Source organism: Embleya sp. NPDC127516 (assembly GCF_044765325.1).
Classification (GTDB): Bacteria; Actinomycetota; Actinomycetes; order Streptomycetales; family Streptomycetaceae; genus Embleya.
Genome location: NZ_JBIWJT010000013.1, coordinates 257,707 through 280,205 on the forward strand (window position 1 = coordinate 257,707; position 22,499 = coordinate 280,205).

At 71.5% G+C, this 22,499-nt stretch carries 18 protein-coding genes and 1 pseudogene; 7 read left to right on the forward strand and 12 right to left on the reverse strand.

The features are described 5' to 3' along the window. The first annotated feature begins 1 nt into the window (after nt 1). Together ACIRL2_RS26225 and ACIRL2_RS26230 are read left to right on the forward strand one after the other, a co-directional pair. On the forward strand, nt 2-1,396 hold the full coding sequence (locus ACIRL2_RS26225) for a dihydrolipoamide acetyltransferase family protein (RefSeq protein ID WP_402234934.1): 1,395 nt from the start codon (nt 2-4) through the stop codon (nt 1,394-1,396). A gap of 173 nt (nt 1,397-1,569) precedes the next feature. After that, nucleotides 1,570-2,847, forward strand: a complete 1,278-nt coding sequence (locus ACIRL2_RS26230) for a nitrate/nitrite transporter (RefSeq protein ID WP_402234875.1) — start codon at nt 1,570-1,572, stop codon at nt 2,845-2,847. A 16-nt stretch (nt 2,848-2,863) separates the two neighbouring features. On the opposite strand, the gene ACIRL2_RS26235 is transcribed toward ACIRL2_RS26230, so the two are convergent. Beyond that, nucleotides 2,864-3,676, reverse strand: a complete 813-nt coding sequence (locus tag ACIRL2_RS26235) for a maleylpyruvate isomerase family mycothiol-dependent enzyme (RefSeq protein WP_395867877.1) — start codon at nt 3,674-3,676, stop codon at nt 2,864-2,866. 149 nt (nt 3,677-3,825) lie between these two features. Here ACIRL2_RS26235 and ACIRL2_RS26240 point away from each other — a divergent pair, with 149 nt between their 5' ends. After that, on the forward strand, nt 3,826-4,599 hold the full coding sequence (locus tag ACIRL2_RS26240; RefSeq protein ID WP_395867879.1) for a carbon-nitrogen family hydrolase: 774 nt from the start codon (nt 3,826-3,828) through the stop codon (nt 4,597-4,599). Between the two features lie 21 nt (nt 4,600-4,620). Here the strand turns inward: ACIRL2_RS26240 and ACIRL2_RS26245 are convergent, their stop codons facing one another. The 3 genes from ACIRL2_RS26245 to ACIRL2_RS26255 form a co-directional block, all read right to left on the reverse strand. Beyond that, entirely contained in the window at nt 4,621-5,292 is a 672-nt protein-coding gene (locus ACIRL2_RS26245; RefSeq protein ID WP_402234877.1) for a hypothetical protein, read from the reverse strand. A gap of 11 nt (nt 5,293-5,303) precedes the next feature. After that, nucleotides 5,304-5,870 (reverse strand): SigE family RNA polymerase sigma factor, encoded by a 567-nt coding sequence (locus tag ACIRL2_RS26250; protein ID WP_395867882.1) that lies wholly within the window; start codon nt 5,868-5,870, stop codon nt 5,304-5,306. A 94-nt stretch (nt 5,871-5,964) separates the two neighbouring features. Beyond that, a complete protein-coding gene (locus ACIRL2_RS26255) occupies nt 5,965-6,504 on the reverse strand; it encodes an LURP-one-related/scramblase family protein (RefSeq protein WP_395867883.1) in 540 nt (179 codons plus the stop codon). A gap of 171 nt (nt 6,505-6,675) precedes the next feature. Between ACIRL2_RS26255 and ACIRL2_RS26260 the strand changes: the two are divergent. Continuing rightward, nucleotides 6,676-8,124: pseudogene (locus tag ACIRL2_RS26260) on the forward strand (thioredoxin-like domain-containing protein); the annotation flags it as partial. 201 nt (nt 8,125-8,325) lie between these two features. On the opposite strand, the gene ACIRL2_RS26265 reads toward ACIRL2_RS26260, so the two are convergent. From ACIRL2_RS26265 to ACIRL2_RS26275, 3 genes are all read right to left on the reverse strand, one after another. Next, complete coding sequence (locus ACIRL2_RS26265) at nt 8,326-8,616, reverse strand: DUF6458 family protein (protein ID WP_395867980.1); 291 nt, start codon at nt 8,614-8,616, stop codon at nt 8,326-8,328. A 138-nt stretch (nt 8,617-8,754) separates the two neighbouring features. Further along, nucleotides 8,755-10,041: a M18 family aminopeptidase gene (locus ACIRL2_RS26270; RefSeq protein ID WP_395867885.1), complete on the reverse strand. Its 1,287-nt coding sequence runs from the start codon at nt 10,039-10,041 to the stop codon at nt 8,755-8,757. Nucleotides 10,042-10,220: 179 nt separating this feature from the next. Next, nucleotides 10,221-12,047 carry an acyl-CoA dehydrogenase gene (locus ACIRL2_RS26275; RefSeq protein WP_395867887.1) on the reverse strand — a complete coding sequence of 609 codons (1,827 nt, stop codon included), beginning with the start codon at nt 12,045-12,047 and terminating at the stop codon, nt 10,221-10,223. Nucleotides 12,048-12,264: 217 nt separating this feature from the next. Between ACIRL2_RS26275 and ACIRL2_RS26280 the strand changes: the two genes are divergently transcribed. Continuing rightward, nucleotides 12,265-12,663, forward strand: a complete 399-nt coding sequence (locus ACIRL2_RS26280) for an SseB family protein (protein WP_020549161.1) — start codon at nt 12,265-12,267, stop codon at nt 12,661-12,663. A 327-nt stretch (nt 12,664-12,990) separates the two neighbouring features. Here ACIRL2_RS26280 and ACIRL2_RS26285 read toward each other — a convergent pair whose 3' ends face one another. The 4 genes from ACIRL2_RS26285 to ACIRL2_RS26300 all read right to left on the reverse strand — a co-directional run bounded on the left by ACIRL2_RS26285 (nt 12,991) and on the right by ACIRL2_RS26300 (nt 18,645). Beyond that, nucleotides 12,991-14,253, reverse strand: a complete 1,263-nt coding sequence (locus ACIRL2_RS26285) for an ABC transporter permease (protein WP_402234882.1) — start codon at nt 14,251-14,253, stop codon at nt 12,991-12,993. Further along, entirely contained in the window at nt 14,250-15,911 is a 1,662-nt protein-coding gene (locus ACIRL2_RS26290; protein WP_402234883.1) for a peptidoglycan-binding protein, read from the reverse strand. The genes ACIRL2_RS26285 and ACIRL2_RS26290 overlap by 4 nt, the downstream gene beginning before the upstream one ends. Before the next feature lie 186 nt (nt 15,912-16,097). Then, nucleotides 16,098-17,798 carry an amidohydrolase family protein gene (locus ACIRL2_RS26295; protein WP_395867893.1) on the reverse strand — a complete coding sequence of 567 codons (1,701 nt, stop codon included), beginning with the start codon at nt 17,796-17,798 and terminating at the stop codon, nt 16,098-16,100. A 220-nt stretch (nt 17,799-18,018) separates the two neighbouring features. Beyond that, nucleotides 18,019-18,645 (reverse strand): TetR/AcrR family transcriptional regulator, encoded by a 627-nt coding sequence (locus tag ACIRL2_RS26300; protein ID WP_395867894.1) that lies wholly within the window; start codon nt 18,643-18,645, stop codon nt 18,019-18,021. Between the two features lie 235 nt (nt 18,646-18,880). On the opposite strand from ACIRL2_RS26300, the gene ACIRL2_RS26305 reads away from it, so the two are divergent. Further along, nucleotides 18,881-19,960: a PP2C family protein-serine/threonine phosphatase gene (locus tag ACIRL2_RS26305; protein WP_395867896.1), complete on the forward strand. Its 1,080-nt coding sequence runs from the start codon at nt 18,881-18,883 to the stop codon at nt 19,958-19,960. Nucleotides 19,961-20,023: 63 nt separating this feature from the next. Here the strand turns inward: ACIRL2_RS26305 and ACIRL2_RS26310 are convergent, their stop codons facing one another. Beyond that, nucleotides 20,024-21,793, reverse strand: coding sequence for an ABC transporter ATP-binding protein (locus ACIRL2_RS26310; RefSeq protein ID WP_395867898.1), 1,770 nt, complete (start codon nt 21,791-21,793; stop codon nt 20,024-20,026). Between the two features lie 76 nt (nt 21,794-21,869). On the opposite strand from ACIRL2_RS26310, the gene ACIRL2_RS26315 reads away from it, so the two are divergent. Beyond that, nucleotides 21,870-22,460 carry a TetR/AcrR family transcriptional regulator gene (locus tag ACIRL2_RS26315; protein WP_395867900.1) on the forward strand — a complete coding sequence of 197 codons (591 nt, stop codon included), beginning with the start codon at nt 21,870-21,872 and terminating at the stop codon, nt 22,458-22,460. Nucleotides 22,461-22,499: the final 39 nt, after the last annotated feature.

Below are 22,499 nucleotides of genomic sequence, written 5' to 3' on the forward strand. Positions count from 1 at the left end.
GATGCCCGACGTCGGCGAGGGCCTCGAAGAGGCCGACATCGTCGTATGGCACGTCAAGGTCGGCGACGAGGTGAGCGATGGCCAGGTCATGGTCGAGGTGGAGACGGCGAAGGCCCTGGTCGAGCTGCCGTGTCCGTTCGACGGGGTGGTGACCGAACTCCTGGCCGCCGAGGGCGACACGGTCGCGGTCGGCGCGCCGATCATCGCCGTGGCGCCGAGCGGTACGCAGGTGCCCACCGGTGCCGGCGCGGCCGAAGTGAAGGCCGACACCCGGGAGGAGGCGCTCACGGCGGACCTCGTGCCCGAACCGGCCGAACCCACCGAGACCGCCGCCGGCGCCGAGCCCGAGAAGAAGGACACCCGTACGGCGGTGCTGGTCGGCTACGGCGTGCGCACCACGTCCGGCCGGCGCCGAGCCCGCAGGACGGACACCCCCGCGCCCGCGGTGCACGCGGCCAACGGTTCGGGCCACGCGGTGCCGCCGACGTCGGGCTCGCCCGGCAACGGCTCGATCGCGCTCGCCAAGCCGCCGGTCCGCAAACTGGCCCGGGACCTGGGCGTGGATCTCGCGTCGGTGCGGCCCTCGGGCCCCGGCGGAACCGTCACGCGCGAGGACGTGCACGCCGCCGCGCGTCCCGCGCCCACCACCGCGGCCCCGGCCGCCTTCGCGGCGACCGGACCGGGCGAGACCGTCGCGGGCGAGCGCCGCGTTCCGGTCAAGGGCGTGCGCAAGGCGACCGCGCAGGCGATGGTGGCCAGCGCGTTCTCCGCGCCGCACGTCACCGAGTGGGTGACGGTCGATGTGACCCGCACGGTCAGGCTGGTGCGCAAGCTGCGCGAGTTGCCCGACTTCGCGGACACCAAGGTGAGTCCGCTGCTCCTGGTCGCCCGGGCCCTGCTGGTGGCGATCGCCCGTCATCCGGAGATCAACGCCTCCTGGGACGAGCCGAACCAGGAGATCGTCATCCGCGATCGCATCAACCTGGGCATCGCCGCCGCGACGCCGCGCGGGTTGATCGTGCCGAACATCAAGGACGCGGGCGGCAAGAGCCTGGTCGCGCTGGCCGGCGCGCTCACCGAGTTGGTGGCCACCGCCCGGGACGGGCGCACCTCGCCGGCCGACATGGCCGGCGGCACGGTCACCATCACCAACGTGGGTGTGTTCGGGGTGGACGGCGGTACGCCGATCCTCAATCCGGGCGAGGCCGCGATCCTGGCGGTGGGCGCGATTCGTGAGCAGCCGTGGGTGCACAAGGGCAAGGTCAAGCCCCGGCAGGTGACCACGCTCTCGCTGTCCTTCGACCACCGGATGGTGGACGGCGAGTTGGGCTCGCGGGTGCTGGCCGACGTGGCCCAGATGCTGGAGCGGCCCAAGTTGCTGTTCGTGCGCGGCTGACCGTTCGTTCCGAGCGCGTACGGTTCGCGTGCGGTTCGTGTACGGCCCTGCGGCCGGGCCCTTTTCGGGGCCCGGCCGTACGTATGTCCGGGGGCGTCCCCTAATGTGTATGTACTGTGAAACCATCTGCGGATCCTGCTCCCTTCCGGCCCGGTGGAAGTCTTGCCTGGATCATGTGGGCGGTCGCGGCCTCGGTATACGTCGTCGCGGTCTTCCATCGCAGCAGCCTGGGCGTGGCCGGGATCGACGCACAGGAGCGGTTCGGGGTCTCCGCCTCGCAGTTGTCGCTGTTCCCGATGCTGCAACTGCTCGTCTACGCCGGCCTCCAGATACCCGTCGGCGCGCTCACCGACCGGTTCGGGGCCAAGCGGGTGCTCACCTGCGGCCTGGTGCTGATGACGGCGGGTCAGTTCACCTTCGCGTTCGCGCACGGGTTCACCGGCGCCGTGCTCGCCCGGGTGCTGGTCGGCATGGGCGACGCGATGACGTTCGTCAGCGTGTTGCGGGTGGTGGCGGTGTGGTTCCCGGCGAACCGCGTTGCCGTACTGACCCAGTTGACCGCGCTGCTCGGGATGGCCGGCAACCTCGCCGGTGCCACGCCGCTGGCCGGGGCGCTGCACGCGTTCGGCTGGAGTCGGACCTTCGCGGTCTCCGCCGGGGTGGGCGTGGCGGTGCTGGTCGTGGTCCTGTGCGTGCTGCGCGACAATCCCGGCGCGGCGCGTCGGGTGCGGCCGGTCGGCGGGCCCGGCATGTGGCCCCAGGTCCGCGCGGCGTGGGCCGAACCCGGCACCCGGCTCGGCCTGTGGGCGCACTGGGCGTGCGGCTGCCTGCCGCAGGTCTTCCTGATGTTGTGGGGCTTCCCGTTCCTGGTCGAGGGCCAGGGGCTGGCCAAGGGCACCGCGAGCGCGCTGCTCACCGTCGCGATCGTGATCAACATGTTCGCGTGCCTGGTGGTCGGCCCGCTGGTGACCCGCCGGCCGGGCAGCAGGCTGGTGTTGTGCGTGGGCCAACCGGTGCTGGCCGCGGTGTTGTGGGCGGCCGTGCTGATCCCGAGCGAGCCCTCGCCGCTGTGGCTGCTGGTCGTGCTCGCGCTGGTGATCGGCCCGGGTGGCGCGCTGTCCCTGGTCGGCATGGAGTTCGCCCGGGCGGGCAACCCGCCGCAGCGGCTGGGCACGGTCTCGGGCATCGTCAACGTCGGCGGGTTCGCCGCCGCGACCCTGTGCCTGTTCGCGATCGGTCTGGTCCTGGACCTGGTCGAGCCGAGCGCGGGCGCGCACGGCCTGAACGCCTATCGTGTCGCGATGGCCGTCCAGGCCGTGCCGGTGCTGCTGGGCGTGGTCCAGGTGTTGCGCTACGCCCGCAAGGTCGCCGGTCGCGGTCGCGCGACCGAACCCGTGTGCGTGGTGGCCGGGCGGGTGCCGGAACGCGAGAGTGTCCCCGACGCCGGCTGACCCCCGCCCGATCCGCTCACGGTGTGACGGCCATGTTGTCCAGGATCCGCCGCGCGAGATCGGGGTCGCCCTCGATCTTGGCGTCGGCCCGGGCGGCCGCGACGCGACCGCACATCAGCCGTACGAACGTCTCCCAGTCGGTGGAGATCGTCACCAGCGGTCCCAGCGGGACCCGCCCGTCCAACCGGCCCCGGCCGTTCTCGTCGACGGTGACCGTGCGCATGAACTCCACCGGCCCGGTCACGTCGAACACCACCGACGCACCGGCGGGCGCCTTGGCGTCCTTGGCCACCACCCGGGCCAGCCCGGTCAGCAGGAAGTCGCGGGTGATCAGCGCGGCGGGCGAGTCCAGGTTGCCGGGCATCCCGATCGCGCGCCGCACGTCCTGTTCGTGCACCCACACGTCGAACACCCGCTGGGTGAGCAGGAACCGGTACGGGACGCTGCGGCCCATGATGCCGCGCACCTCGTCCTCCGGGCCGCGGTCGGACTCGTCCAGCATCCGACGCCGACGCAGGATCACGTACTCCAACTCGCCGGTCATCTCCGGTGAGGTGTGGCAGCGCCGGACGTCCACGGGTATCTCGGTGTAGCGACTGAACTCGTCGTGCACGTGCCGCAGATCGCGCGGCAGTGTGTGGATCGGTCGTGGATCGCCGAGCAGTTCGAGCTCGATCCCGATCACGTGCGACACGATGTCGCGGACCGACCAGCCCGGACATTCGGTCGCGCTGCTCCACCGGCCCTCGGTCAGGGTGGAGACCAGATCTTTGAGGGAGCGAACCGAGTGCTCCCAGGCGTCGGCGTGCGTTTTCAGGTCGTTGCTCACGTACTACCTCTTGTCGCTGCGTCGTCGGTCGACGGGACGGGTGCGACCGTTGCTTTGACGTGGTCCCGGATCCTGGCAGGCACGTTACGCTGCCGAAGATCCTGCGGTCAGCCCGTTCGCGGGAAGCAAGCGGTGTAGGTGAGGGGAAAGTGCGCGTTTCGCTCGTACAACTCGACGTCGACCCGACGGTGCCCGCCCAGGACCGCCTGGCCGAGGTCTCCGCCCTGGTCCGAAGCCGGCGCGGCGACCACCTGGTGGTGCTGCCCGAGTTGTGGTTGCACACCGGCTGGGTCTACGACGACTGGGAGGCGGGCGCCGAAGGCGTGCGTGGACCCGTCGCCCAGACCATGGCCCGCGCGGCCCGCGACGCCGGCGTGTGGTTGCACGCCGGCAGCATCATCGAGCGCGGCGCGGATGAGAACCTGTACAACACGTCGTTGGTCTTCGACCCGGACGGCACGCTGCGCGGCACGTACCGCAAGATCCACCGCTTCGGCTTCACCGGCGGCGAGGCCGCGTTGATCTCGCGCGGCACCGAGACCGCGCAGGTGCGCATGCCGTGGGCCGAGGTGGGCCTGGCGACCTGCTACGACCTGCGCTTCCCGGAGCTGTTCCGGCGGATCCTGGACGCGGGCGCGGAGGTGCTGGTGCTGCCCGCCGCGTGGCCGGCGCGGCGGGTCGAGCACTGGCGGGTGTTGTCCCGCGCCCGCGCGATCGAGAACCAGATGTTCGTGCTCGCCTGCAACGCGACGGGCACCCAGGGCGGCGAGGCGATGGGCGGCCACAGCATGGTGATCGACCCGTGGGGCGAGATCGTCGCCGAGGCGGGCACCGAGGCGACCGTGCTCACCGCCGAGATCGACCCGGCGCTGGTGGCCAAGACCCGGGAGGACTTCCCGGTCCTGCGGAACCGGGTGCTGTGAGCGCGCCGCGCCGCGGCGGTCCTACAGGTGGATGTTCTTCACCTCCTTGCCCGCCGCGTCGTACGCCTTGAGGTCGTACGCGGGGTCGGACGTGCGCGCGGTCACCACGAGTACGTACACGCGGGTGGTGGGGTCGATCTGCACGGGCCGGATCACCACCGGCTCCCGGTGACCGCGCCAGGTGACCTCCAGGTGGTCCACGTCGGGGGACACCTCGCCCTGGACCGCCGCCGCGTACAGGTTCGCCTCACCCGCCACCCGTCCGAACCTGCCGCCGCCGCCGAAGCGGTTCCGGTCGGTTGCCTTGTCCTGTGCGGTGCGGCCGGGCCGGACATCACACATTGTCCCCGCCGCGTCGAACACGCCCCGCTCGACCTGCTCGAAGCAGGTCCGTTCCGGACCCTCCGTCCAGGCCCGGTACTTCCACGGCTTCCCGGCCACCACGCCGGCGCCCACGATGTCCGGGCCCGCGCCGGGCGGCCTGGTGCCGGCGTCGACCGAGACGATGTCGGCGGACCTGCCGTCCTCGTCCAGCACACCCCCGGCGATGACCGCACCGCCGCCGCCCACCACCAGCGCGGTCGCCACAGTCGCCCCCAGCGTGAACGCCCGCCGGCCGCGGCGCCTGCCCGCCCGCTCGATCGCCGCCTCCGCCGTGGGCGGGGTCAGCTTCGTCGCCCGAATCTCCGCCATGAATGCCTCCCTCAGTGCGGTGCCGTCGTCGGCCATGGCCGCACCTCCGTGTCCGAAGTAGAGGGGGTTTCCGTCTGACATGGGATCAGATCGGCCAGTTGGGGATCCTTGCGGAGTTGGGCGAGCCCCTTGAACGTCTGACTGCGCACCGTGCCCACCGCGCACCCGAGGATCTGCGCGACCTCGGACTCCGAGCGGTCCTCCCAGTAGCGCAGCACCACCGCCGCCCGTCGACCCGCCGGCAACCGGGCCAACGCGGCCATCAGCACGCTGCGTTCGGCCACCCGGCCGGTCGAATCGGGCCCGGCGCGGTCCGGCATCCGGTCGGTGAGAAAGTGCGTCACCCGACGTCGGCGGACCCGGGACAGATTGGTGTTCACCAGAATGCGGCGCACGTAGGCGTCCGGATTCTCCACCTCGGCCACCCGCGCCCAGGACGTGTACGTCTTGGTCAGCGTGGTCTGGGCCAGGTCCTCGGCCTCGTCGCGATCGCCGCACAGCAGGTACGCGGTGCGCACCAGGGCTGTTCGACGGTCCTCGACGAAGGTCCGGAACTCGTCTTCCCCGTGGGATCTCAACCGTGCCCCCTTCCACCCGAACAGACGTGTGGAAGGGGCTCGTTCTATGCCGCGTTCGGAGACCCGCCGGCGCGAACGGCCGGCCGTCCCCGGATCAGTCGTCGTCCTCGCTGCTCAACCGGTCCACGCACACCGCGATGGCGATGATCAGCGCATGGTCCCACCCGGGTGCGATGTCGACACCGTAGGTGTCCCGCACCCGCAGCCACTTGCGGGTGATCTGCGCGACCGGCCCGTTCGGCCCGGCGATCCCGTACTCGTGGTGGAACATGTCGCCGCGCACCGACAGTTCGACCCCGACCGCGAGGTCGACCTCGAATGCCTCGTGCAGCGGGGTGAACATCTTCTTGCGCACCGTGGCGACCGTCTCGCCGGTCGCGTCCTCGACCTTCATCGCGTGATGGATGCTCATGATCTTCTTCTTCACGGTCGCCAGGACCGTGCCGGCGGTGTCCTTGAGCTCCAGCCGGTCGTGCAGGGTCAGCGCCTTGCCGTCGACCAGGTAGACCTTCTCGCCGGATTCCGTCGTGACCCAGAAGTCGTCGCCGATCGCGAACATCTTCTCGCGCACGAGATAGCGCCCGGGAGCCACTCCCGGATAGAGCTGGGCTCCGTCGTACTCGTCCCCGAACACTGTGCCTCCACGATGACTACGCGTTGTCGGGCAGACTGCCCGAAATGCCGGCGTTCAGTCGCCTTGGGGAACGCCGGTGTGCGGCCGCGGATACACCCGGTTGGGTGGGGTGCGGCCCGTACACGCGCCGGCCGGCGGCCTGTGGCCGACCCGGATGGTTCACTTCGAACCATGAGCAGCACCGCACGCCGAGCCCGGGTCCGGGCCCCCGAGTTGTCCGGTTCCGGCGGCTGGATCAACACCGACGGCCCCGGCCCGACGCTGGCCGAGCTGCGCGGGCGGATCGTGGTGCTGGACTTCTGGACCTCGGCGTGCGTGAACTGCCACCACGTGCTGGCCGAGTTGCGGCCGCTCGAGGAGCGCCACCGCGACGTGCTGACCGTGATCGGCGTGCACTCGCCCAAGTTCGAACACGAGGCCGAGCACGGCACGGTGGTCTGCGCGGTGCAGCGCCACGAACTGCGCCACCCGGTCCTGGACGACCCCGAACTGAGCACCTGGAAGCAGTACGCGGTGCACGCGTGGCCGACCCTGGTGGTGGTCGACCCGGAGGGCTACGTGGTCGCGCAACTGTCCGGCGAGGGCCACGCCGGCGAACTGGAGGTGATGATCGCCGACCTGGTGGTCGAACACGAGGGCAAGGGCACGCTGCGCCGGGCCGCCGAGGAGTTCGAGCGGTCCGAGAGCCCGCGTACCGACCTGCGCTTCCCGGGCCACCTGCTGCGGTTGCCCTCCGGGGCGCTGCTGGTCGCGGACACCGGGCACCACTCGCTGGCCGAACTCTCCGACGACGGCCGTACGGTGCTGCGCCGGATCGGCACCGGGCGCCGCGGACTGCTCGACGGCGGGCCCCGGCACGCGATGCTGGCCGAGCCGCACGGCATGGCCCTGCTGCCGCCCGAGGTGGCCGCGCACGTGCGGTACGACGTCGTGGTCGCGGACACCGCCAACCACGCGCTGCGCGGCGTCTCGCTGGCCACCGGTTCGATCCGTACCGTCGCGGGCACCGGGCGCCCGCGCCGACGCGGCACCGAGGACCACGGCGCGGCCCGCACGATCGACCTCTCCAGCCCGTGGGACGTCGCGTGGTTCGGCGGCCGGATCATCGTGGCGATGGCGGGTGTGCATCAACTCTGGGAGTTCGACCCGGTGGGCGAGGGGGTCGGGGTGCTGGCCGGCACCACCGACGAGGGCATGGAGGACGGACCGGTCGACACCGCCAGCTTCGCCCAGCCCTGTGGCCTGGCCGTCTCGCCCGACCAGCACACGTTGTGGCTGGTGGACGCGGAGAGTTCGGCGCTGCGTCGGCTGGTGGACGGCGGGATCGAGACCGTGGTCGGTCGAGGGTTGTTCGACTTCGGCCTGCGGGACGGCCCGGCCGAGCACGCGCTGTTCCAACACCCCCTGGGCGTGGACACGTTGCCGGACGGCTCGGTGGTGGTCGCGGACACCTACAACGGCGCGCTGCGCCGCTACGACCCCGCGGACGGGTTCGTGACGACCCTGGTCGAGGGCCTGGCCGAGCCGGCCGCGGTGGCGGTGGTCGCGGATCTGGACGAGGAGCTCTACCTGACCGTGGTGGAATCCTCCGCCCACCGGGTGCACAAGCTGCGCATGCCGCACACGTGACGTCGGCGGCCGGGCGCCCCGCCGACCCGCGTCGCCGTGCTCCCCGAGCGCGGCCGCCCCGAGCGGTCGCGCGAACGAGAACGAGGGTGCCCGGCAACGTCCTTCCCGTGAACGGCGACGACCGCGGCTCCGGAGCGGGAGGGGGAGGGCTCCGGAGCCGCGGTCTTCAGGGGGGTGGTGCCGAAATGGTCCTCAGCGTCGGTAGTAGCGGCGGGTCGGCCGTTCCTCGACGATCCGCTCGACCGGCGGCTCGACGTAGCCACCCGTGACGGGCGGTTGCACGTAGCCGGCCGGCGGCGGGTTCAGCGGCGTGTTGCGTCGCCGGGGTCCCCACACCATCAGGAACAGCGCGATGCCCACGACTCCGGTGATCATCAGTACGACGCCGACCACGTCGAGGTTGACCCCGGACACGCTCCAGTCGGTGGCGAAAGTCAGGATCGCGCCCACCGCGATCAACAGGATGCCCGCTCCGATGCCCATGAGTTCGTTCACTCCGATCCGCTGACGTGCGGCGGGTATGCGCTGCGCCCGATTTGCCTGTCGGCTCGCGCCTACCCGGAGTCCTCCGACCCATGCCCACCGATTCGCGGCGGCGTTCGGCCGCGGTGCGGCCCTCGCTCAGCCCTCCAGGAACGCGGCGGCTGCCGAGGCGAGCAGGAACGGGTCGTCGGCGCCGCACAGTTCGCGGGAGGAGTGCATGGACAGGCACGCGGTGCCGACGTCCACGGTCTCGATGCCCAGCCGGGTCGCGGTGATCGGGCCGATGGTCGAGCCGCAGGGGATCGAGTTGATCCCGACGAAGATCTGCGAGGGCACCCCGGCACGTTCGCAGGCCGCGGTCCACACGGCCCGGCCGCGCGCGTCGGTGGCGTAGCGCTGGTTGGTGTTCACCTTCAGGATCGGGCCGCCGCCCGGCACCGGGTGGTGGCCCGGCTCGTGCCGGGAGGCGTAGTTGGGGTGCACGGCGTGACCGACGTCGCTGGAGAGGTGGAACGAGTCGGCGAACGCGCGGGCGCGGTCGTCCGACGTCCCGCCGCGGGCGCTGACGATCCGGCTCAGCACCGTCTCCAGGAGCGGCCCGGCCGCGCCCGTGGTGGACTCGCTGCCGGTCTCCTCGTGATCGAACGCGCCGAGCACCGGGATGTGCGCGACGCCGTCGTGCGCGGCCGCGAGCAGCGCGGCCAGTCCCGCGTGCACCGACAGCAGGTTGTCCAGCCGGGGCGACGCGAGCAGTTCGCGATCGCGCCCGAGGTAGCTCGGCCGTTGCACGTCGTGGACCATCAGGTCCCACCCGGTGACGTCGCCGGCGGCGACCCCGGCCTCCTCGGCCACGAACCGGATCAGCGCGCCCTCGTCGACCGGGCCCAGCCCCCAGACCGGGGTCATGTGCTGCTGCTTGTCCAACTTCAGGCCCGCGTCGTTGACCGAGCGGTCGAGGTGGATCGCCAACTGCGGTACCCGCAGCAGCGGTCGGTCCACGAACACCAGGTGCTCGCTGCCGTCGCGCAGCACGATCCGGCCGGACAGACCGAGGTCGCGGTCGAGCCAGGAGTTGAGCAGCGGCCCGCCGTAGATCTCGACGGCGACCTGCCGCCAGCCGACCGCCCCGGTGTCGGGCTGCGGCTTGACCCGCAGGGTCGGCGAGTCGGTGTGCGCCCCCACGATCCGGAAGCCGCGCGTGCTCTCGGTGCCCTCCGGTACGTACCAGGCCACGATCGCGCCCCCGCGCAGCACGTACCGCCCGCCGGCCCCGCCGTCCCACGCGGCCGTCTCCACCAGCCGCCGAAAGCCCGCGGCCTCCAGTCGCGCGGCCACGTTCGCCGCCGCGTGGTACGGGGACGGACTGGCCGCGACGAACTCGATCAAGTCGTCGGTGTGACTCCGGTCGAAGCGAGGCGAGGGCATACATACTCCAAGGTCCGCGGCCGCCCGGCCGCGAAGATCGTCACGGTCTCTCCGCCCCGAGACTACGCCCCACCCGGAGCGCCGCCGCCGTGCGCTCCCGCTGCCGCGGCCGCACGAAACGGGCCGGCGGCGAGGTCGTCCACAGGACGCCCTCGCCGCCGGCCCGATCCGCGGAAGGACTAGAAAGCCGCTTCCGGGAGTTCCATGATCGCGTTGTCGATCTGCTCCACCATCAGGCGTTGCGGCGTCAGCAGCGGCAGGATCTCGCGGGCGAAGTGCTTCGCCGCGGCCACCTTGCCCTGGTAGAACGCCTCGTCCCGACCGGGCGTGCCGGCCAGCTTCGTCAGCGCCACCGAGGCCTGACGCAGCAGCAGCCAGGAGACCACCAGGTCACCGGCGGCGATCAGGAGCCGTGTGGTGTTCTGGCCGACCTTGTAGATCGAGTCGATCTCCTGCTCGGACGCCATCAGTTGGTTGATCATCGCGGCGACCATGCCCTGGACGTCCTCGGCGGCCGTCGCGAGCAGCCCGACCTCGGCGGCCAGTTCGCCCTCGGCGTGCGCGGCGATGAACTCCTGGATCTCGCCGGCCACCACGGTCAGCGCCTTGCCCTGGTCGCGGACGATCTTCCGGAAGAAGAAGTCCTGACCCTGGATCGCGGTGGTGCCCTCGTAGAGGGTGTCGATCTTGGCGTCCCGGATGTACTGCTCGATCGGGTATTCCTGAAGGAAGCCCGAGCCGCCGAAGGTCTGCAGCGACTGCGCGAGCTGCTCGTACGACTTCTCCGAGCCGTAGCCCTTGACGATCGGCAGCAGCAGGTCGTTGACCCGGTCCGCGGTCTCGTCGCTCTCGCCGGCGAGCGCGGCGCCCTCGATCCGGTCCTGCCACGAGGAGGTGTACAGCACGAGCGCGCGCATACCCTCGACGTACGCCTTCTGGGTGAGCAGCGAGCGGCGCACGTCCGGGTGGTGGGTGATGGTCACGCGGGGCGCGGCCTTGTTCGTCATCTGTGCGAGGTCGGCGCCCTGGTAGCGCTCCTTCGCGTACTCGAGCGCGTTGAGGTAGCCGGTGGACAGCGTCGCGATGGCCTTCGTGCCGACCATCATCCGGGCGTACTCGATGATCTTGAACATCTGCGCGATGCCGCTGTGCACCTCGCCGACCAGCGTGCCCACCGCCGGGACGCCGTGCTCGCCGAAGGTGAGCTCGCAGGTCGTGGAGACCTTGAGGCCCATCTTGTGCTCGACGTTGGTGACGAAGGCGCCGTTGCGCTCGCCGGGTTCGCCGGTCTCCGGGTCGAAGTGGAACTTCGGCACCACGAACAGCGACAGGCCCTTGGTGCCGGGACCGGCACCCTCCGGGCGTGCGAGCACCAGGTGGATGATGTTCTCGGTCATGTCCTGGTCACCCGAGGTGATGAAGCGCTTGACGCCCTGGATGTGCCAGGTGCCGTCCTCCTGCCGGACCGCCTTGGTACGACCCGCGCCGACGTCCGAACCCGCGTCGGGCTCGGTCAGCACCATGGTGGAACCCCACTGGCGGTCGACCATGAAGCCTGCGACCTTGCGCTGCTCCTCGGTGCCGAGCGTGTGCAGCACCTGGGCGAAGTCGGGGCCCGCCGCGTACATCCACAGCGCCGGGTTGGCGCCGAGCACCAACTCGGCCACCGACCAGCGCAGCGAACGCGGGCAGTTGGTGCCGCCCATGCTCTCGGGGAGCGCGAGGCGCCACCACTCCGAGTCCATGTATGCCTTGTACGACTTCTTGAACGCCTCGGGCAGCGTGGCCGAGTGCGTCGCGGGGTCGAACACGGGTGGGTTGCGGTCGCCCTCCGCGAACGAATCGGCGAGGTCGTTCACGGCGAGGCGTTCGACCTCGGCCAGGATCGACCTGGCGGTATCGACGTCCATTTCCGCGAACGGACCCGTGCCATAGACCTGCTCGCGCCCGAAGACCTCGAACAGGTTGAACTCCAGGTCGCGGAGATTCGACTTGTAGTGACCCATGACAGGCTCCGCCCGTGGTTGCGTCTCGTGGACTGCGCTGATTGAACTGAACGACCGAACTGAACTTGGACCCAGTGTACTGGTCAGTAACATAATGATCGTACCCATGGGTAACTTTTTCAATGCCCGAGAGGTTCCCATCCGGTTACCACCAGGTACATGTGACCGTCTCGACGGAGGGCTCAAACCCGGGCCGGAGACCCGCTAGCCTCGTGGTGTGTACGGCTACGCAACGGAAGAATCCCAGGCCCGGGCGGAGGCGCCGGCGCTCACCGACGCCGTGCGCGCGTTCGCCACGGGCGTCATGAACGGCGAGGACTTCCAGTCCATCTTCATAGCGTCGAAGGTCTTCTGCCCGAGAGGTGATCGCCCGGGCTTCCTGGCCCTGCACAACACCCCCGAGCCGGTGATCCCGATGTTCAGCTCCCTCGCCGAACTCAAGAAGTACGCCGGTGAGGAGTCGCGTCACTTCACGGTCACCGGCGCCGAGGTGCTCGACCTGCTTCCCAACGGCTACGGCTTCGTGCTCGACCTCGACGGCGAACACCGGGTGATGTTCGACGCGAAGGCCATAGAACAGATGATCGCCTTCGCGATGCGCCGGATGTACGGCTGAGCCGTCCGTTCGACCGGGGCGGCGTGCACGGTCGAACGCGCCGACGATCGTGCCGCTCGGGGCACCGACGGTGACCGGGTGGTCGCGTCTCGTCGATGTCGGGCGGCCGAGGGTCGGCGCGCTCGGGACGGTGCTTCGATCAGGCCGGACGATGGCCGTGGTTGGCTCTGTTCTTGCGACGGGACTTGCGCTTGCGGGTCTTCCTCGACATCGCGCCCCCTTGTTCGTCGTGCCGCATGCTTACCCGCGCCCGGTCCGCGTTCATGCCCGAAGTTTCACGTGACCCGCGACCCGCGACGTTCGACGCCGGCCCTCCACGCCCTCGGCTCAGCGGCGCAGCGCGGCGGCGGGTTCGATCCGGGCGGCGTGCCACGCGGGGGGCAGGCCGGCCAGGAGTCCGATGGCGAGGCCGATCAGGGGTCCCGCGGCGAGCATGGCGGGGTCGACGACCGCGGGCCAGTGTTTCGCGGCGGCGGTGACGACGATGGTGATCGTGCCCAGGGCGGTGCCGACGAGGCCGCCCAGTGCCCCGAGGCCGGCGGATTCGAGGAGGAATCGGCCGGCGATGTCGCGGCTTCCGGTGCCGAGGGCGCGGCGCAGGCCGATCTCGCGGGTGCGTTCCAGGACGGCGACCAGCGTGGTCCCGGCGATGCCGACGGCGCCGATGAGCAGGCAGAGCCCGGCCAGGACGAGGAACGGCGCGGCGCGGTCGTCGGTGCCGTGGCCGCGCAGGGTGCGCGGATCGGGCGGCGGGATCGACCGGAACGCGTCGACGGCGTCGGGGCGCAGCGCGTACGGGGCTTCGCCGGCGACCTGGCGGGCGGCGCCGTTCCTCGTGGTGACCAGCATCCTGGCCCGGTCGGCGCCGCCGGGTGGGCCGTAGACGCGTTCGGCGGTGGTGCGGGGGATGAGCACGGATCGGAGCAGGTCGGCCCGGCGGTCGGCGCCGGCGAGGATGCCGACGACGGTGAAGGGGGTGTCGCCGACGAACACGGCCGGGGCGGTGTCCAGGGTGCCGACGCCGAGGCGCTCGGCGACGTCCGCGCCGAGGACGGCCACCTGTTCGGCGCGCCCGTCGTGGAAGGTGTCGTAGCCGCGGCCGCTTGCCCAGTGCGGCCCGGCGGCCCGGAGGAAGCCGGGAGAGGCGGCGAGGACGGGGATCCGCGGGGCGTTCGGGTCGCCGCCGACGGGAGCGGCGCGCACTTCGGTGCCCGGCGGGAGTTCGACCGTCCACTGCACACCGGCGTGTTCGACGCCGTTGAGGGCGGCGACGCGCCGGTCGGCGTCGGCGCTGAACATCAGCGGTTCGTTGGCGGGGTCGGCGCCGCCGGTGTCCTCGATGGTCACCTCGGTGGCGGTGCGCACGTCGAAGCGGTCGTCGAGCCGGCGGTCGGCACCGGCGGTCAGACCCACGACGGCGACGAGGGTGCCCACGCCCAGGACGGTGCCCAGGGCGGTGAGGATCGAGCGGGCCGGTCGATGGAGCATGTCGGCGAGGGCCTGGGAGAACAACGCGCGCAGGCGTCGGCGGGACCGGGCGGTCCGCTGTACCGGTTCGCCGGTCGGTGCCCGCCGGGCCCCGCCCGTCACGGGTGCGCACCGGCGCGGACGGGTGCCGCGACCTTGCGGTTCGCGCCGACCACCACGCGGTCGCCCGGGGCCAACGCGCCCGCCATCGGCGCCACCTCCACGTATCCGTCGCCGGAGGTGCCCGCACGGATCTCCACCCGCCGCCGGGCACCGCTGGATTCGAGCACCGTCACCATGGTTCGACCGTCCGCGCCCGCGGACACCGCGGACACCGGCACGACCAGCACGGGTCCGTCCGACGAGGTCGCCTCGATGCTCAGCCGCACCTCTCGTCCCGCCAGTTCGGGATCCAACGCCGCCGTGGGTACGACGATCACCGGATAGCCCTCTCCGCCGGCGGCCGGCGTGGCGGCGACACCCTGCGCGGGGCCCTCGTCGCTCCCGGCGGTCGGGGTGTCCGCGATCGACCGGACCTCGCCGGTCGCCTCGATTCCGGACGACTCGACCAGGATCCGCACCCTCAGGCCGGGGCGTACCAGGTTCTTCTCGTGCGGCGCCAACGATCCCCGCACGATCGGATCGCCGACCGAGAGCGTCAGGGCCCTGTCCTCCACCTCGTCGCCGACGACCGCCCGCATCGTGTCGACCCGGGCGGGGAAGCGGCTCAGGAAGACCACCTCGGCAGCTGGCACCATCGCACCGGACCTGGCCCTGAGCTCGGCCAGCGCGGTCCTCGCCCTGGCCAGGTCCTCGTTCGCGTAACGCACCTGCCGAGCCGTGGCCGCCGACGAGGTGGCCGTCGACCCACTCGACGTCGACTCACCCGAAGTCGACTCACCCGCGGTCGACGCGGCACCCGTCGACGTCACGTCGCCCGCCTCGACCCCGTCCCCCGTCCCTGCCCCGTCCCTGGCCCGGGCCAACGCGCGTTCCGCGCCGGTGACCCGGTCCTCGGCGGCCGCGATCGCGTCGTCCTCGCCCGTCACCGGCACCTCGTACCCGGTCGCCCGGTAGAACGCCGCCACGGCCGTCCGCGTCCCGGCCCCGTAGGTTCCCGCCCGGTCCGTCCCGACCCCGTACCCGAGTCCCTTCAAGGCGGCCTGCAACTGCTCGACATCGCGGCCCTCGCCGCCCGGTCGCAGATCCCGGTACACCGGCAGTTCCCCGGGCAGCACGAAGATCGGCCGCCCGGACACCTCCAGCAGCACCTGCCCGGCCTCGACCACGTCCCCGGCCCGAACCCGAACACCGGTCACCACCGGTTTCGTCGTACCGCCGCCGTCCTTGCCCGCGCCCGTCGACACCCGGGGCGCCACCGTGACCGTGTGCTCCGCCGCGACCGTCCCGCGCAGCACCACGGTGTCCGTGAGCACCCGGCGGTCCACCGTCGCCGAGATCACCGATCGAGCCGGCGCCTTGGCCTCGGCGGCCCGCTCTTCGGGCGACCGGACGAAGCGCGCGGCCGTCCATCCGCCGACGATCGACACCAGCGTGATCACGATCAGCACGATCAGGACGCGCCGCCGGCGCGTCTCGGGCGTGCGCGCGGGGGCGGATTCCGGCTCGACCGGATCGAATCCGAGGTCACGGGACGTTCCGATGGCAATCCTCGCTTCGCGCAGAGCGACACCACCGCCCACTCGGCGGTTGCCGCCCAGACTGCCAAGCCGAAGCCGTGCCCCGCACGAGGACGCGCGGTCGGTGGTGCGGTCGTCCACCGCATGGCCGATACCCGGACCGCCACACGTGCGGGCTTCGTCGACCCACCCGGCGGGCCGTCGGCGCTTCGGCGGGCGGGTCGGCCGCGGAACCGCGAAGCGCCGACGATCGGGTGCCGTGCGCCCCCACGGGCGGCGCGCGGCGCGCGATCGTCGGCGCCGGTGGGTGGACGGGGAGGGGTCGGGTCAGCGGGCGCGCCGGCCGTGACGCAGCAGTTCGCCGCTGTGCACGCCGGTGGGTTCGTCGTTCTCGATGGTCACCCGGCCGTTGACCAGGATGTAGCGATAGCCCTTGGCATCGATCACCGTGCGGAGTTGGCCGGCGGGCAGATCGTGTACGAACATGGGGTCGCCGTAAGCGAGTTCGTCGTAGTCGTAGACGATGATGTCGGCCGCGGCGCCCTCGGTGAGCACGCCGCGGTCGGTGAAGCCCGCACAGCGGGCGGGCAGACCCGAGAGCCGCCAGTGCGCCTGTTCGAGCGAGGTCCAGGCGTGCTTGCGGACGTACTCGACCAGGTACTCCGTGCCGTACATGCCCGCGCTCAGCGTCTTCAGGTGCGCGCCGCCGTCGGACAGGCCGGGCAGCAGGTACTCGTAGTCGACGAGTTCCTTCAGGCCCTCCAGGGTCGCGTTGAACTGACCGGTGTGCACCTGTGTGGTCAGCCCGTCCGCGATGGTGACGTCGCACAGCACGTCCACCGGGTGTCGGTCCAGCTTCGCGCCGATCTCCTTGAACGACAGGCCCTCGTACTGCTTGTACTCGGCGGTGAAGGTGCGGTGCAGCTTCATGTCCGGGTACAGGTGGTAGAACAGCGGGTCGAACTCGCGCAGTTCCGCTCGCACGGCCGGGTCGTTCAGCATCGCGATCTTCTCCTCGACCGTCTCGGCCGCGAAGATGTCCGCCACCGGCGGGCGGGTGGACACGCCGCCGTACAGGAAGCTGAACGGCACCGGGACGTCGGTCGTCATCGCCTGGCCGTAGATCGGGATACCGCGTTCCTGGCAGCGTCGCAGCCATTCGATCTTGCGCTTGTACAGGCCGCCGCTGCGCGAGTTGGCGATCACCGCGTTCCAGATCAGCGGTCGGCCGCTGACCTCGACCAGGTTCTCGTACTCCTCCTCGGTGATCTGCGTTCCGGACACCTGCATGAAGCCGCGTCCCTGCCGGCCCAGCGCCTCGGCCAGCGCGAGGCGGGTCTGCGGCCACATGATGTCGGTGGGCATCGGCGTGCCGTCGAAGTCGCCCTGCATCAGTCGGCCGTTCGGGTTGCCCGGCTCGCCCAGACACTGCGCGGACCAACCGCATGCCCCGGCGTCCATCGCCTCCTCCAGCAGGCGGGCGAGTTCGGCGTGCTCGGCGTCGGTGGGTTCGGCGCCCGCCTTGGCCCGCTCCAGGCCGAGCACCCAGATCAGCAGCGGGTTCACCGGCACGTACGGCAGTACGTTGACCGCCTTGGGCGTGCGGTCGACGCTGTCCAGGTAGTCGGGGAAGGTGACCCAGTCCCACGGCATGCCCTCGCGCAGGGTCTCGGTGGGGATGTCCTCGACGGCGGTCATCGACAACATCGCGCGCTCGCGCATCTCCTCGCGCACCGGCGCGAAGCCGAAGCCGCAGTTCCCGGTGACCACCGAGGTCACGCCGTGCGGGCCGGACGTGGTCAGGTACGGGTCCCAGAAGACCTGGCCGTCGTAGTGGGTGTGCAGGTCGATGAAGCCGGGCGCGACGATCAGGCCGGTCGCGTCGATCACCCGATCCGCGTCCTCGGCCGGGATTCGCCCGATCCGGCTGATCACGCCGTCGGTGATCGCGATGTCGCCCCGGAAACGCGGGTTTCCCGAACCGTCGACGACGATGCCGCCCTTGATGACCACGTCGTAGTTCGTCATGGCGTCCCTTCCCTCGTCCTTCGGTAGAGCCCTTGATGCAGTTAATTAAAAAGTGTGTTTAATACGAGGGGTCGAAGGAGTCAAGGGATTCCGGGGCGTGGCCGCGGCGGCCGGGCGGAGCGGGTGCGAGGGGGGATCGGCGGGCGGTCGGGCGGGCCGCGGCAAGCGAGGGGTGGGCCGGCAGGCGGCCCGGGCGGGTGGGCGGGATGGCCGAACCCGCTCAGCCGCCGGCGAGCGCGCCCGCGACGATCGCGGTCAGGTGGTCGTCGAAGGCTTCCGGGCCGAGCAGGCCGGTGGCGACGATCCCGTCCGGCCGGGGCGGCTGGGTGTGCCGCGCGGCGCGGGCCGCGCACAACATGCCGACCATCTGGGTGACCAGGAAGGTCCGGGTCTGCAACGCGGTCACGGCCGATTCGGGGCGGGCCGCCGCGACCGCGTCCACCACGTCCTGGACGTCCTCGCCGCCGAGCAGCGGAGTGATCGGCGAGGTCGCGTCGCGCAACAGCTCCACCGAGATCTGGAGGTACGCCCGGTCGGCCGGCGACCCGTTGAGCAACTCGGTGATCGGCAGCACGATCGCGCGGGCGTACCCGGACATCTGCTCCGGTCGCTCGCGGGCGGCGGCCAGCAGTGCCTGGCGCCGCGCGTACACGACCGGGACGTGCTGTTCGACGATCGCGCGCAGCAGCCCCTCGCGACCGCCGAAGTGGTAGTGGATCGCGCCGGCGTTGCGTTGCCCCGCCGCGCGGGTGATGTCCTGCAACGGCACGTCCAGACCGTGCCGCGCGAACAGGATCTCGGCGGCCTCGACGATGCGGCGCCTGGTGGGGCCGGAGTCACGGGGCATGCGCGCAGCATATGGCCTGGGTGGGGCCCGGGTTCGGCCACGAATGGCGGCGTTGTCAAGTGCCTGTTTGGCCAGGTTTGGATACGTTTTAGACCTTATGGGACCTTCGCCCCTGTCCGTGTGCCTCGGCGCACGTGACGATGGATGGAGTCGGCGTCGGTCCGTCCCCCTGCGCGTCAACGAAAGGTCCCGACACATGCCTGCCATGGCCCTTCCCGCCAGCCGAGCAGTTCCGGTGGCAGTGGGTTTGTACGTGGCAGTGCTGGTGAGTCGGGTGTTCGCTCCGGACTACCTGGACATGCACGCGGTGCTGATCGCCGTGCCGGCCGTGGTGGCGATGGCGTATCGGCCCTGGATGACCGCGGTGGCCGGCCTGGTCGCGCTGATCACCCGTCTGCTGTTGCGGCCGGAGATGTACAGCGGCGACCACGGCGACTACAAGCACTCCACCGGCGTCTCGGCGGCGATCCTGATCGTGACCCTGTTCGGGTGCTGGGTGGGCAGGGAGCGGCGGCGGCAGGACGCCCGCCTGCATCGTGTGCAGTCGGTGGCCGAGGTGGCCCAGCGTGCCCTGCTGCGGCCGGTGCCCAGGACGATCGGCCGCTTCGGCTTCGCGGTCCGCTATCGGGCGGCGGCCGAGGAGGCGTCCATCGGCGGCGACCTGTACGAGGTGTTGGAAACGCCGTACGGGGTGCGGGTGCTGCTCGGCGACGTGCGCGGCAAGGGTCTGGAGGCGGTCGACATGGCGGCCCGGACGCTGGGCGCCTTCCGCGAGGCGGCCTACGAGGCGCCGACCCTGGCGGAGGTCGGCATCCGGGTGGATCGCAGCCTCAACCGGCAGCTCGGCGGCGAGGACTTCGTCACCGCGGTGATGGTCGAACTGTGCCCCGGCGAGGGCACCATGCAGGTCCTGGCGTGCGGCCATCCGTCGCCGTTGCTGGTCCGCGGCGGCACGGTCGGCGAGGTGATCGCCGAGGCGGGACTGCCGCTGGGCATGGGCCTGCTGCCGGCGACCACCACGCGCACGGTGGAGCACGTGCGCTTTCGGCCGGGTGACGTGTTGTTGCTGCACACGGACGGGGTGACCGAGGCGCGGGACACCTCCGGCACCTTCTACGCGCTGGGCCGGCACCTGACCACGCACGCGCACAACGACGCCGCGGCGATGCTGGACGCGGTCGAACAGAGCCTGCTGGCGCACGTGGGCGGCAAGCTGGAGGACGACGCGGCGATGCTCGCGGTGACCCTGACGGGGCCGCTGATGAAGGTGGTCAAACCGGCCCGGGCGCTGGAACCGATCCGGCACCCGGCCTGACCCAAGGCAGCGGGCACACGAATCGGGCACACCGCTCGCCCACGGCGGGCTCACGGTCGGCGGTCACGCGGTCGGCGTCGGGTCCGGTGTCGTGGAGATGCGGAGCGCCGCGACGAGTTCCTTGTACAACTCGTCCGTGGCCAGGAGCTGGTCGTGGGTGCCGGTGGCCCGGAGCCGGCCGCCGTCCATCAGCAGGATGCGGTCCGCGTCCACCACGGTGGACAGCCGGTGCGCGATGGTGACCACGGCGCCGTGCTCGGCCACCTCGCGCATGACGTCGTGGATGGCGGCCTCGGTACGGCCGTCGAGTTGTGCGGTGGCCTCGTCCAGCAGCAGCACCTCGGGGCGGCGGACGATGGCCCGGGCCACCGCGATGCGCTGGCGTTCGCCGCCGGAGAGACTGGTGCCGGCGACCGGCTCGTGCAAGCCGCCCGGAAGCCGCCGAACGGTCTCCTCCAGGTGCACCGCGCGCAGCGCCGTCCACGCCTCCTCATCGCTCGCGTCCGGGTGCCGGAAGAGCACGTTGTCCCGGACCGTCCCGGCCAACAGCGGCGTCTCCTGCTCGACATAGGCGATCCGGGACCGCACCGCGCCGATGCTCAGCCGCCGGTACGGCACGCCGGCCATGTCGATGCGTCCGCCGTCCGGCTCGTAGAACCGCAGCAGGAGCGAGAAGATCGTGGTCTTGCCCGCCCCCGACGGGCCGACGATCGCGATGTGGCCGCGGTGCGGGACGTCGACGCTCAGCTCGGACAGGGCCGGTCGTTCGGCTCCCGGATAGGTCACCGACACTTTGTCGAGGGTGAGCGCGGCGGGGCCGCAGTGCCGTGCCGGGGCCGGCTCGCCGTCGGTGAGGTCCTCGGTCCGGATCGACTCGGCTTCGCGCAGCCGCGCCGCCGCCGCCACACCGGCCTGGAGTTGGGCCACATTGGTGGTCAACTCGCCCACCGGTTCCGCGATTTGGAAGGCGTACAGCAGGAACGCCACGAGGGTGGACACGGCCATCCGTCCCTCGCCCACCCGCCACGCGCCGTAGGCGAGGATCACGATGATGGCCAACTGGATGCCGCTGCCGGCGATGGTCCAGGCGATCGCCTCGGTGCGTACCGCCCGCACGCTGTGCCGGGCCGCGTCGCGGGACTCGGCGATCACCCGGTCGCCCTCGCGCTGCTCGGCGCCGCTGGACTTGACCGTCCGGACCGCGCGCAGTCCGCCTTCGAGGATGCCGCCGAGGTTGCCCAGCGACTCCTGGGCCTGCCGTTGGGCCCGCGCGATCGGCGGCATCAGCAAGCCGACCAGGACCGCGATCAGGACGAGCGCGACCAGCGTGCACAGCAGCAGCGGTACGTCGAGCACCGCCATCAGCACGATCGTGCCCACCAGCGAGACGGTCCCGTTGACCAGGTCGACCAGGCTGGAGGAGGCGGCCTCGCGCAGCAGGACGGTGTCCGAGGTGACCCGGGTGACCAGTTCGCCGGGCGGCCGGAACTGGAGGTCGGGCAGCACGCCTCGAAAGAAGCGCCGGACCAGTGATTCGCGTGCGTCGAAGACGATCCGCTCGGCGAGCCGACCCAGCATGATCCACTGCACGAGCCCGAACCCGGCGCCGAGCACGAGCAGTCCGGCCAGCAGGCCGATCGGCCCGACCAGCGAGTTCGGCGAGTCGATCGTGTCGAGGATCCACTTGGTGGCGAGCGGGGTCGCCAGCGCGGTGCCGGTGTAACCCAGGCCGAGGAGCAGCGCGAGGGCCAGCCGCGCGCGATGCGGGCGGACGAAGCTCCAGAGCAGGCGGGCGTTCGGCCGGCGCTCGGAAGGGATGGCGGGCTGCGTCATGCTTCGAGTGGAGCATGACTGTTCCATTTTGGTCAAGCAGATTTCCATTACGGGTCATAGTGGTACCTTTGCCGGCATGACCAAAGACGCCGCGGAAACCGGCACCCGACTCCGCACCAGGACCGCGATCCTGGACGCGGCCGCGAGGGTGTTCGCGGCCTCCCCCGCCGCGTCGCTCGGCGAGATCGCCGCGGCGGCCGAGGTCGGCCGCACCACGCTGCACCGGTACTTCCCCGAGCGGCACGACCTCCTGCGCGCCCTCGCCCGGCACGTCATCACGCTCAGCGAGGCCGCCGTGGCCCGGGCCCGCCCGGACAGCGGGCCGCCACTCGCGGCGCTGCGCCGGGTCGTCGAGGAGCAGTTCGCGCTGGGTCCGATCCTGTTGTTCATCTACAACGAGCCCACGCTCGTCGGCGACACCGACCTGTGGGACGAACTGATCGGCGGCGACGATCCGGTCGACACGATCCTCACCCGCGCCGGCGGGCCGACCGCCCCGGCGCTCCCCGCCGGGTGGGCCCGCCGTACTTTCTGGGCCCTGCTCTACACGGGCTGGGAGGCGGCGAAGGAGGACGGCCTGCCCCGCCACGAGGTAGTCGACGCGATCATGACCAGCCTGACCCGAGGCGTCCTCGCCCCGGAACCGACTGATCCGCGTCCACACTGACCCGCGGGCTCACCGACCGGCCGTCGGCGACGCCGTGCC

Bases quoted from the DNA above. Each gene is read 5' to 3' on its own strand.
- ACIRL2_RS26295 (WP_395867893.1), bottom strand. From the start codon at position 17,798: ATGACGAACTACGACGTGGTCATCAAGGGCGGCATCGTCGTCGACGGT.
- ACIRL2_RS26275 (WP_395867887.1), bottom strand. From the start codon at position 12,047: ATGGGTCACTACAAGTCGAATCTCCGCGACCTGGAGTTCAACCTGTTC.
- ACIRL2_RS26265 (WP_395867980.1), bottom strand. From the start codon at position 8,616: ATGGGCATCGGAGCGGGCATCCTGTTGATCGCGGTGGGCGCGATCCTG.
- ACIRL2_RS26270 (WP_395867885.1), bottom strand. From the start codon at position 10,041: ATGCCCTCGCCTCGCTTCGACCGGAGTCACACCGACGACTTGATCGAG.
- ACIRL2_RS26310 (WP_395867898.1), bottom strand. From the start codon at position 21,793: ATGACGCAGCCCGCCATCCCTTCCGAGCGCCGGCCGAACGCCCGCCTG.
- ACIRL2_RS26300 (WP_395867894.1), bottom strand. From the start codon at position 18,645: ATGCCCCGTGACTCCGGCCCCACCAGGCGCCGCATCGTCGAGGCCGCC.
- ACIRL2_RS26230 (WP_402234875.1), top strand. From the start codon at position 1,570: ATGTGGGCGGTCGCGGCCTCGGTATACGTCGTCGCGGTCTTCCATCGC.
- ACIRL2_RS26225 (WP_402234934.1), top strand. From the start codon at position 2: ATGCCCGACGTCGGCGAGGGCCTCGAAGAGGCCGACATCGTCGTATGG.
- ACIRL2_RS26245 (WP_402234877.1), bottom strand. From the start codon at position 5,292: ATGGCGGAGATTCGGGCGACGAAGCTGACCCCGCCCACGGCGGAGGCG.
- ACIRL2_RS26315 (WP_395867900.1), top strand. From the start codon at position 21,870: ATGACCAAAGACGCCGCGGAAACCGGCACCCGACTCCGCACCAGGACC.